The organism is Streptomyces sp. NPDC020362, from assembly GCF_040642095.1.
GTDB lineage: Bacteria > Actinomycetota > Actinomycetes > Streptomycetales > Streptomycetaceae > Streptomyces.
Genome location: NZ_JBFAET010000023.1, coordinates 66,415 through 75,343, shown reverse-complemented (window position 1 = coordinate 75,343; position 8,929 = coordinate 66,415). Strand labels below are relative to the sequence as shown.

Annotated in this window: 11 protein-coding genes; 2 read left to right on the top strand and 9 right to left on the bottom strand. The window is 70.2% G+C overall.

The window, feature by feature from the left end:
- Positions 1–122: 122 nt before the first annotated feature.
- The 8 genes from AB0H32_RS12570 to AB0H32_RS12535 form a co-directional block, all read right to left on the bottom strand.
- The gene (locus AB0H32_RS12570; RefSeq protein WP_361118491.1) at positions 123–773 is read right to left on the bottom strand and encodes a TetR/AcrR family transcriptional regulator; all 651 of its coding nucleotides are present in this window, start codon (positions 771–773) and stop codon (positions 123–125) included.
- A gap of 10 nt (positions 774–783) precedes the next feature.
- Positions 784–1,092 (bottom strand): DUF4229 domain-containing protein, encoded by a 309-nt coding sequence (locus AB0H32_RS12565; protein WP_361118488.1) that lies wholly within the window; start codon positions 1,090–1,092, stop codon positions 784–786.
- Positions 1,093–1,167: 75 nt separating this feature from the next.
- Positions 1,168–1,692, bottom strand: coding sequence for a GNAT family N-acetyltransferase (locus AB0H32_RS12560; protein WP_361118485.1), 525 nt, complete (start codon positions 1,690–1,692; stop codon positions 1,168–1,170).
- Between the two features lie 62 nt (positions 1,693–1,754).
- Positions 1,755–2,918, bottom strand: a complete 1,164-nt coding sequence (gene mqnE, locus AB0H32_RS12555) for an aminofutalosine synthase MqnE (RefSeq protein ID WP_361118482.1) — start codon at positions 2,916–2,918, stop codon at positions 1,755–1,757.
- Between the two features lie 83 nt (positions 2,919–3,001).
- A complete protein-coding gene (locus AB0H32_RS12550) occupies positions 3,002–3,457 on the bottom strand; it encodes an Lrp/AsnC family transcriptional regulator (RefSeq protein ID WP_361118479.1) in 456 nt (151 codons plus the stop codon).
- A 70-nt stretch (positions 3,458–3,527) separates the two neighbouring features.
- Positions 3,528–4,202, bottom strand: coding sequence for a UbiX family flavin prenyltransferase (locus AB0H32_RS12545; RefSeq protein WP_361118476.1), 675 nt, complete (start codon positions 4,200–4,202; stop codon positions 3,528–3,530).
- Positions 4,203–4,271: 69 nt separating this feature from the next.
- Positions 4,272–5,174 (bottom strand): menaquinone biosynthesis prenyltransferase MqnP, encoded by a 903-nt coding sequence (gene mqnP / locus AB0H32_RS12540; protein ID WP_361118473.1) that lies wholly within the window; start codon positions 5,172–5,174, stop codon positions 4,272–4,274.
- Positions 5,171–6,622, bottom strand: a complete 1,452-nt coding sequence (locus AB0H32_RS12535; protein ID WP_361118470.1) for a menaquinone biosynthesis decarboxylase — start codon at positions 6,620–6,622, stop codon at positions 5,171–5,173. Before AB0H32_RS12535 ends, mqnP begins: the two co-directional genes overlap by 4 nt.
- Before the next feature lie 77 nt (positions 6,623–6,699).
- On the opposite strand from AB0H32_RS12535, the gene AB0H32_RS12530 reads away from it, so the two are divergent.
- Positions 6,700–7,050 carry a PLD nuclease N-terminal domain-containing protein gene (locus AB0H32_RS12530; RefSeq protein WP_361118467.1) on the top strand — a complete coding sequence of 117 codons (351 nt, stop codon included), beginning with the start codon at positions 6,700–6,702 and terminating at the stop codon, positions 7,048–7,050.
- Positions 7,051–7,053: 3 nt separating this feature from the next.
- Positions 7,054–7,935 carry a LysR family transcriptional regulator gene (locus AB0H32_RS12525; protein ID WP_361118464.1) on the top strand — a complete coding sequence of 294 codons (882 nt, stop codon included), beginning with the start codon at positions 7,054–7,056 and terminating at the stop codon, positions 7,933–7,935.
- Here the strand turns inward: AB0H32_RS12525 and AB0H32_RS12520 are convergent.
- Entirely contained in the window at positions 7,832–8,779 is a 948-nt protein-coding gene (locus AB0H32_RS12520; RefSeq protein WP_361118461.1) for a DMT family transporter, read from the bottom strand. The two genes, AB0H32_RS12525 and AB0H32_RS12520, sit on opposite strands and share 104 nt — an antisense overlap.
- Positions 8,780–8,929 lie beyond the last annotated feature (150 nt).

Genomic DNA, 8,929 nt, shown 5'->3' with positions numbered 1-8,929 from the left:
CCCGCGCCCCTTGGGCAGGCGGGCTGCAGCGTGCTCCAGGGGCGCGGGGAACTGCGCAAGGCACCCCCACGCAGCCGCACCCGGCTACGGCGAGGCATCCCCGCGGCGCCAGCCCCTACGGCCTAGGCCTCTCCTGCCGGCGGGGTCCACACCTGGCCCACCATCAGGGCACCCAGGCCCGCCCAGGCGAAGTTCATCAGGGTGGCCGCCGCCTGGCGTGCCGTGACGCCGGGGGTGGTGTTGGCCCACACGGCGAGCGACTCGGCGGCGCCGACCAGTGCCTCGGCCAGCCCGGCCACCTCGCGCTCGGGGAGGTCGGGATCACGGTGCGCCTCGCGGGCCGCGACGGCGATCAGCTCGGTGACGAACGCGACGATCTCCTCGCGCATCGCGGTCACCTCGGCGGCGAAGGTGTCGCCGTGGGTGCGGGCCTGCAGGTGCAGTACGGACCAGCCGTCGGGATGCTCGGCGGTGTGCGCGAAGAACGCGCACAGTCCGTCCCACAGCTGGCGGTCGGCGGGCAGGCCCGGGCGGACGCCGGCGCGGACCGCCGCCGTGAGGGCACCGGCCTCCCGGCGGATACAGGCGGTGAAGAGGTCTTCCTTCGAGTTGAGGTACAGGTAGACCAACGGCTTGGAGACGCCCGCGAGTTCGGCTATCTCGTCCATCGAGGCGGCCATGTAGCCGCGCTGCCCGAAGATCTGCACGGCGGCATCGAGCATCTGCTGCTCGCGCACGGCCCTCGGCATCCGTTTGGTCTTCACGGCACCCATGAGGGCAAGACTAGTTGGGAGCGGCTGCCCCGCCCTGCGTCCGCACGGAGTCGTCGACCGCGTCCTCCTGGCTGCGGTTGGCCTCCAGGTTGGCCTTCATCCGGTCGACCTTGCCGACGATCTGCACGGAGGCCCGGTCCCGCTCCCCCTTCAGCAGCACCCAGCTGAGCGGCGCCGAGAGCACCAGCGCGAGCAGGAGTACCCACAGGAAGTTGGAGTCGCCGAAGCCGCGCGGGAAGATGCCGGAGTAGACGGCACCCCAGACGACGACGAGGCAGCCGGCGAAGATGCCGAGGCGCATCAGCGTGTAGCGGAGCATCTCAATCCACTCTTCCGATTCCAAAAGGGGGCACTGTCCAGTGAAGCACGGTGCGGCCCCGATCTTGCAGGCGGGTCAGGCCAGTGGTAGCAGCATGAAGACGTCGTCGCGGTCGTCGCCGGGTGCCACACGGATCGCACCGGGTACCCGGCCGACCTCCTTGTAGCCGCAGGAGCCGTAGAACCGCTCCAGGCCGAGGCCGCCCCGGCAGGTGAGGCGTATCGCGTCGATGCCCTCGAAGGTGCGCGCCGCGTCGGCGGCGGCCGCCAGCAGCGCGCGACCGTGCCCCTGGCCCTGGTGCTCGGGGTGGACCATCACCGTGTACAGCCACAGCCAGTGCTCCATGAGCCGGTGGGCGTTGAAGGCGAAGAACGCCGTCGCGGCCACCCGCCCGCCCTCGTCGCGCCCGACGAGCAGCCGGGTGCCCCCCTCGGCCATCTGCGCGAAGTGCCGCACCAACTCCGGCCGGACCTCCTCCCGCGTCACCGGGGGCACGAAGCCCACGGCCCCGCCGGCGTTGGAGACGTCCGTCCACAGGTCGAGGATGCCGTCGCGCAGTGCCCGGTCGACGGGGGGATCGAGCGTGAAGGTAAGGGGCATGGGGTGATGCTATCCATTACCCACACGCCCGTGCAGCTGCCTTCTCCGGTAAGAGGCGGGCCTCACACCCGCATCGGCTGCGGCGACTCCCGGCGCAGCGGGTCCGGGCCGTCGTACTCGCGGATGATCTCGTAGCGGGTGTTGCGCTCCACCGGCCGGAAACCCGCGTCACGGATCAGGTCCAGCAGGTCCTCGCGGGTCAGCTTGTTCGGGGTGCCGTAGTTGTCCGCGTCGTGCGTGATCTTGTACTCGACCACCGAGCCGTCCATGTCGTCGGCACCGTGCTGGAGGGCGAGCTGGGCGGTCTGCACGCCGTGCATCACCCAGAAGACCTTCACATGCGGGACGTTGTCGAACAGGAGACGGGAGACGGCGAACGTCTTCAGCGCCTCGGCGCCGGTCGCCATCTGCGTGCGCGCCTGGAGGCGGTTGCGCACCTTGCCGTCCTTCATGTCCACGAAGTCGTGCTGGTAGCGCAGCGGGATGAAGACCTGGAAGCCTCCGGTCTCGTCCTGCAGCTCGCGCAGCCGCAGCACGTGGTCCACGCGGTGGCGGGGCTCCTCGATGTGGCCGTACAGCATGGTGCACGGGGTCTTGAGGCCCTTCTCGTGCGCCAGGCGGTGGATGCGGGACCAGTCCTCCCAGTGGGTGCGGTGGTCCACGATGTGCTGGCGGACCTCCCAGTCGAAGATCTCGGCGCCGCCGCCGGTCAGCGATTCCAGACCGGCGTCGATCAGCTCGTCGAGGATCTCCGAGGCCGACAGCCCGGAGATCGTCTCGAAGTGGTGGATCTCGGTCGCGGTGAAGGCCTTCAGCGACACGTTCGGCAGGGCGGCCTTCAGCTCGCGCAGGGAGCGCGGGTAGTAGCGCCACGGGAGGTTCGGGTGCAGGCCGTTGACGATGTGCAGCTCGGTGAGGTTCTCCGACTCCATCGCCCTGGCGAGCTTGACGGCCTCCTCGATGCGCATCGTGTACGCGTCCTTCTCGCCCGGCTTGCGCTGGAAGGAGCAGTAGGCACAGGAGGCCGTGCACACGTTGGTCATGTTCAGGTGCCGGTTGACGTTGAAGTGCACGACGTCACCGTTCTTGCGCGTCCGCACCTCGTGCGCGAGGCCGCCCAGCCAGGCCAGGTCGTCCGACTCGTACAGCGCGATGCCGTCCTCGCGGGTCAGCCGCTCACCGGAGCGGACCTTCTCCTCCAGCTCGCGCTTGAGCCCGACGTCCATGCCAACACCTTTCTACGACAGCCCGACCAAACTTACTCCCCCGTCTTCCGGGCGGGCGGAGCCCCCATGCGGCGCTGCCGCGCCTAGACCTCTTCGGGCAGTTCCCCGACCCGGTTCTCCCACTTCGTGGAGAGCACGATGGTGGTACGGGTCCGGGACACGCCCTTGGTCCCGCTCAGCCGCCGGATGATCCGCTCCAGCCCGTCCACGTCCGTCGCCCGCACCTTGAGCATGTAGGAGTCGTCGCCGGCGATGAACCAGCAGTCCTCGATCTCGGTGAGCTCCTTCAACCGCTGGGCCACGTCCTCGTGGTCGGCCGCGTCCGACAGCGAGATGCCGATCAGCGCGGTCACTCCGAGACCGAGCGAGGCGGCGTTCACCGTGGCGCGGTAGCCGGTGATGACACCGGCCGCCTCCAGCCGGTTGATGCGGTCGGTGACGCTGGGTCCCGACAGGCCGACGAGGCGTCCCAGCTCCGCGTAGGAGGCCCGGCCGTTCTCCCTCAGGGCCTGGATGAGCTGCCTGTCCACCGCGTCCATGCGATCGAAGCCTTCCCCTGGAAAGTTCTGAAAGTTCACGAAGTGATGAGAGGTACTGCGACGTGCTCGGCTACCGGGCCGCTGAGCCGCTGCCCAGCTCGCCCTTCCAGCGCCGGTACAGCCCGTGCCCGACGCCCGCCGCGTCCAGCACGCGCCCGGCGACGAAGTCCACCAGGTGCTGGATGTGGGTGGCGCCCGCGTAGAAGGCGGGCGAGGCCGGCACCACGCTCGCCCCCGCGTCGTCCAGCGCGACGAGGTGCCGCAGGGTCTGGCCGTTCAGGGGAGTCTCCCGTACGGACACGACCAGCGGCCGGCGCTCCTTCAGTGTGACGCTCGCCGCGCGCTGGAGCAGATCCTTGGACAGGCCGAGGGCGACACCCGCGACACAGGCCGTGGAGGCGGGGACGATGAGCATCCCCCGCGCCGGGTACGACCCCGAGGACGGCCCCGCGGCGAGATCCCCCGCGCTCCAGTACCGCACCGCGCTGACGTCCACGTCGAAGGTCCCGGGCTTTCCGTCGGCGCCGAGCGCCAGCCATTGCCGCAGGTCCTCCTGCCAGTGCGCGTCCCGGAACGAGATCCCCGTCTCGTCCAGCAGGGTGAGCCGCGAGGCCCGGCTGACGACCAGGTCGACCGCCTCCCCCGCGTCCAGCAGCCCCCGCAGCACGGCCGCCGCATACGGCGTACCGGAAGCTCCGGACACCCCCACGATCCAAGGCGCGCGCTGCGTTTCTCCTGCGTTCACACCTTGAGCGTACCGGCGGCCGAAAAGCTGCTCAGGCCGGGCCCGGCCACGCGCGGTACCGCACCGTACTCAGACCGTCAGGCCCCGGACCAGGAGATCGAGCAGGGCACACACGAACAGGGCAATGCCGATGAATCCGTTGACGCTGAAGAACGCCCTGTTCAGGCGGGACAGGTCATGCGGCCGGACGATGCGGTGCTCGTAGACGAAGGCGCCCGCGACGACCACCAGACCGAGCCAGAAGAACGGGCCGGCGTGGGTGAGAAGGCCGTACCAGACGAACAGGGCCGTCGTGACCGTGTGGCACGCCCGTGCGCCCCAGATCGCCGCCGGGACGCCGAAGCGCGCCGGGACCGACATGACGCCGATCTCGCGGTCGGTCTCCACGTCCTGGCAGGCGTAGATCAGGTCGAAGCCGCCGATCCAGATGCCGACGGCCAGGCCCAGGATCACCGCGTCCCAGGACCAGGAGCCCGAGACGGCGAGCCAGCCGCCGACCGGGCCCATCGCCTGGGCCAGGCCCAGGATGGCCTGCGGGAAGTTCGTGAACCGCTTGCCGTACGGGTAGACCACCATCGGGATCACCGCGATGGGGGCCAGGGCCAGGCACAGGGGGTTCAGCAGGGCCGCCGCGCCCAGGAAGACCGCCAGGGCGATCAGGGCGCCCGTCCAGGCGTGCTTCACCGACATCGCGCCGGTCACGAGTTCGCGGTGGGCCGTACGGGGGTTGCGGGCGTCGATCTCGCGGTCGATGATCCGGTTCACCGCCATGGCGAAGGTGCGCAGGCCGACCATGCAGATCGTGACCAGCAGCAGACGGCCCCAGTGGATGTTCCTGTCCCACTGGTACATCGCGGTGAGGGCGGCGATGTAGGCGAAGGGGAGCGCGAAGACCGAGTGCTCGATCATCACCAGGCGCAGGAACGCCTTGGTGCGTCCCGGCTGCGGGAGTGCCGCGGAGGCGCTGCTCACAGGCCGTACTCCTTCCAGCGGCGGTCCACCAGGGCCGCCGTATCCGGGTCGGACTCCACCATGTCCGGCCATCCGCCGTCGCGCGTGTAGCCCTCCTCGGGCCACTTCTTCGTCGCGTCGATGCCCGCCTTGCCACCCCAGAACTGCTGGTAGGAGGCGTGGTCGAGGTGGTCGACGGGGCCTTCCACGACGGTGAGGTCGCGGGCGTAGTCGGTGTTGCCGAGGGCCCGCCAGGCGACCTCGTGCAGATCGTGCACGTCGCAGTCGGCGTCCACGACCACGATCAGCTTGGTGAGGGACATCATGTGGGCGCCCCAGATCGCGTGCATGACCTTCTGCGCGTGCTTCGGGTACTTCTTGTCGATCGAGACGATCGCACAGTTGTGGAAGCCGCCGGCCTCGGGGAGGTGGTAGTCCACGATGTCCGGGACGATGATCTTCAGCAGCGGCAGGAAGAAGCGCTCCGTGGCGCGGCCGAGGGGGCCGTCCTCCGTCGGGGGGCGGCCGACGACGATCGACTGGAGCAGCGGACGCTTCCGCATCGTTACGCAGTCGATCTTCAGGGCCGGGAAGGGTTCCTGCGGGGTGTAGAAGCCGGTGTGGTCGCCGAAGGGGCCCTCCGGGAGCATCTCGCCGGGCTCCAGCCAGCCCTCCAGGACGACCTCGGCGTTCGCCGGCACCTGGAGCGGGACCGTCTTGCAGTCGACCATCTCGATGCGCCTGCCCGCGATGAACCCGGCGAAGAGGTACTCGTCGATGTCGCCGGGGAGGGGGGCGGTGGAGGCGTAGGTCACGGCCGGCGGGCAGCCGAAGGCGATGGCGACGGGCAGCCGCTCACCGCGCCTGGCGGCCACCTGGTAGTGGTTGCGGCTGTCCTTGTGGATCTGCCAGTGCATGCCGATGGTGCGCTTGTCGTGGCGCTGGAGGCGGTACAGGCCGAGGTTGCGGATCCCCGACTCCGGGTCCTTGGTGTGGGTGAGCCCGAGGTTGAAGAAGGAGCCGCCGTCCTGGGGCCAGGTGAACAGCGCGGGGAGCCGGTCGAGGTCCACCTCGTCCCCGTGCAGGACGACTTCCTGGACCGGCGCTTCCTTGACCTTCTTCGGCGGCACGTGCGCCATCGCGCCGAGCTTGCCGAACGCCTCGCGCACGCCGACGAACCCGTGCGGCAGCTCGGGCCGCAGCAGCCCGCCGATCTTCTCGGAGATCTCGCCGTACGACTTCAGGCCGAGCGCCTTCAGCAGCCGCCGGTCGGTGCCGAAGACGTTCATGGCGAGGGGCATCGCCGAGCCCTTCACGTTCTCGAAGAGCAGCGCCGGGCCGCCGGATTTCTGCACCCGGTCGACGATCTCCCCGACCTCCAGATAAGGGTCCACCTCGGCCTTGATGCGCTTGAGGTCTCCCTCGCGCTCCAGCGCGCGCAGCAGGGAGCGAAGATCGTCGTAAGCCATGTGTCCCAGTATCGGCCACCCGTTACCCTGGCCCCGTCACCGGGGCCGACCCACCTCATTCGGGAGATCGCACGACCATGCTCAGGTATCTGCCGACCCTGCTGGTCCTGGCGCTGTGGATCTACGCGTTCGTGGACTGTCTGAACACCCCCGAGGAAGAGGTGCGCCACCTGCCGAAGGTGGTGTGGGTGATCATCGTGCTGGTCTTCGGCTGGGTCCTGGTGGGCCCGGTCGCCTGGCTGATCACCGGCAAGGTGCGCCGCTCCCCGGCTGGGGGTACCCCCTCCGGGGGAGGCTCCGCGCCGGCCCCCTTCGCGCCGGGACACCGCACCACCCCCTCGAACTGGGTCGCCCCCGACGACAACCCCGAGTTCCTGAAGTCCCTCGGCAGGACTGACGACGACAAGGACGACCCGGAGAACGGCTGACGCATGGAACTCCGGCTGCTCGTCACCTTCGAGAAGGTCGCCACGGTGCTCGGTTTCACCCGGGCGGCGGCCGAGCTGTCGTACGCGCAGTCCAGTGTGACGAGCCAGATCCGCGCCCTGGAGTCCGAGCTGGGCGTCGAGCTGTTCGACCGGCTCGGCAGCCGCATCCGGCTCACCGAGGCGGGCGAGCGGCTGCTGCCCTACGCCCGGCAGATCATCGAGCTGGCCGAGGAGGCCCGGGCGGCGGTCACCGGCACCGAGGAGCCCTCGGGCACCCTCACCGTCGGCACCATGGAGTCCCTGACCTCCTATCGGCTGCCGCCGCTCCTGGAGTACTTCCACCACCGCCACCCGAAGGTGCGGCTCGCCCTGCGCACCACCATCGGCGACGAGACCCGGCAGGCGCTGCGGCAGGGGACGTACGACGTCGGTCTTCTGATGGAGGAGGAGACCGAGCATCCGGGCCTTCAGAGCACGGTCCTGGCCGTGGAGCCGCTGGCGCTGGTCGCGGCCCCCGGTCACGCGCTGGGCGGAAGGCCTCTCGCGACGGCGGACCTGACCGGGCAGTCCCTGCTGGCCACGGAGCCGGGCTGTGCCTACCGGGATCTGTTCGAGCGGGAGCTGACGGTGCTGAAGCCGGTGGAGTTCACGGAGTTCGGCACGATCGAGGCGACCAAGCGCGCGGCGGCGGCCGGCCTCGGGATCGCGCTGCTGCCCGAGGTGACGGTCGCCGCCGAACTCGCCGCGGGCTCCCTGGCACGACTCGCCTGGGAGCCTCCGTTCACGCTTCGCACGCAGCTGGCGTGGCGGTCCGGGAAGCGGCTTGCGGCGCATGCCCGGCTGTTCGTGGAGCAGGCGCGGCGGCTCGTGGCCGAGCAAGCGTGACCTTCAGGCTCGCCGTCACGATCAGCGGGACGCCGAGCGCCTGGACCGGGCCGATGTGGTGGCCGTACACCGCCCAGTCCATGACCATGGCGACCGCCGGGTAGACGAAGGCGAGGACGGCGATCTTCGCGGTGGGCAGCTGCGCGTAGGCGGCGTACATGAGGACGTACATCACGCCGGTGTGCAGGAGGCCGAGGCCCACCAGCCAGCCCCAGTGCCAGCCGGTGCCCCGCATCGCCCCGAAGTCGGCGAACGGGAGCAGCAGCGGGATGCCGACCAGGACCTGGACGAGGGCGATCAGGTGCGGGCGCACACCGGTGATCCGCTTGGTCACCAGGGTCGACAGGCCGTACAGGAGCGCGGCGAGCAGGGCCTGGCCGATGCCCGTGAGATAGGCGCCGCCGCCGGTGAAGTCGGCGGGGCTCACCCCGGAGACGAGGATCAGGCCCGCGAAGGCGACGGCGATCCAGCCGACCCGGGCCGCGGTGAGGCGTTCGCGGAACAGCAGGGCGCCGAGGAGGACCACGTAGAAGGGCTGCGTGTGGTAGACGACCGTGGCGACCGAGATGGACGTGTTCCGGTACGACTGGAACAGCAGCACCCAGTTGAAGACGATGAACACCCCGCCGAGGACGGCGAGCGCGAGGGTGCGCGGGGTGAAGCCGTGGTCGCGCAGCCGGCCGCGGGCGACGACATAGCCGCCGAGGGCGAGGGCGCCGAACAGGACGCGGAAGAAGACGACGTCGAAGGGCGGGGCGCCGGACTCGACGACGAAGACGCCGAGGGTGCCGGACAGCATCATCGCGGTGGTCAGCTGGGCCGTGCCCTTGTGCTCTGGGGTCATGCCGACGACGCTACGAACGGGCGTGTGCCCCGGTCCACGGGCCTCTGGGGCGTCCTGCCGATGGGCCCATCGGCGGCGCCGATGAGCCCTGGTCCCGGCCCCGGGCAGATCCGGGTCCGGTGCCGGGCTCCGGTGCCCGGGCAGGTCCCG

Coding starts and splice junctions, on each gene's coding strand:
- AB0H32_RS12570 (WP_361118491.1), bottom strand. CDS start 773: ATGGGTGCCGTGAAGACCAAACGGATGCCGAGGGCCGTGCGCGAGCAG.
- AB0H32_RS12565 (WP_361118488.1), bottom strand. CDS start 1,092: ATGCTCCGCTACACGCTGATGCGCCTCGGCATCTTCGCCGGCTGCCTC.
- AB0H32_RS12560 (WP_361118485.1), bottom strand. CDS start 1,692: ATGCCCCTTACCTTCACGCTCGATCCCCCCGTCGACCGGGCACTGCGC.
- mqnE (WP_361118482.1), bottom strand. CDS start 2,918: ATGGACGTCGGGCTCAAGCGCGAGCTGGAGGAGAAGGTCCGCTCCGGT.
- AB0H32_RS12550 (WP_361118479.1), bottom strand. CDS start 3,457: ATGGACGCGGTGGACAGGCAGCTCATCCAGGCCCTGAGGGAGAACGGC.
- AB0H32_RS12535 (WP_361118470.1), bottom strand. CDS start 6,622: ATGGCTTACGACGATCTTCGCTCCCTGCTGCGCGCGCTGGAGCGCGAG.
- AB0H32_RS12530 (WP_361118467.1), top strand. CDS start 6,700: ATGCTCAGGTATCTGCCGACCCTGCTGGTCCTGGCGCTGTGGATCTAC.
- AB0H32_RS12525 (WP_361118464.1), top strand. CDS start 7,054: ATGGAACTCCGGCTGCTCGTCACCTTCGAGAAGGTCGCCACGGTGCTC.
- AB0H32_RS12520 (WP_361118461.1), bottom strand. CDS start 8,779: ATGACCCCAGAGCACAAGGGCACGGCCCAGCTGACCACCGCGATGATG.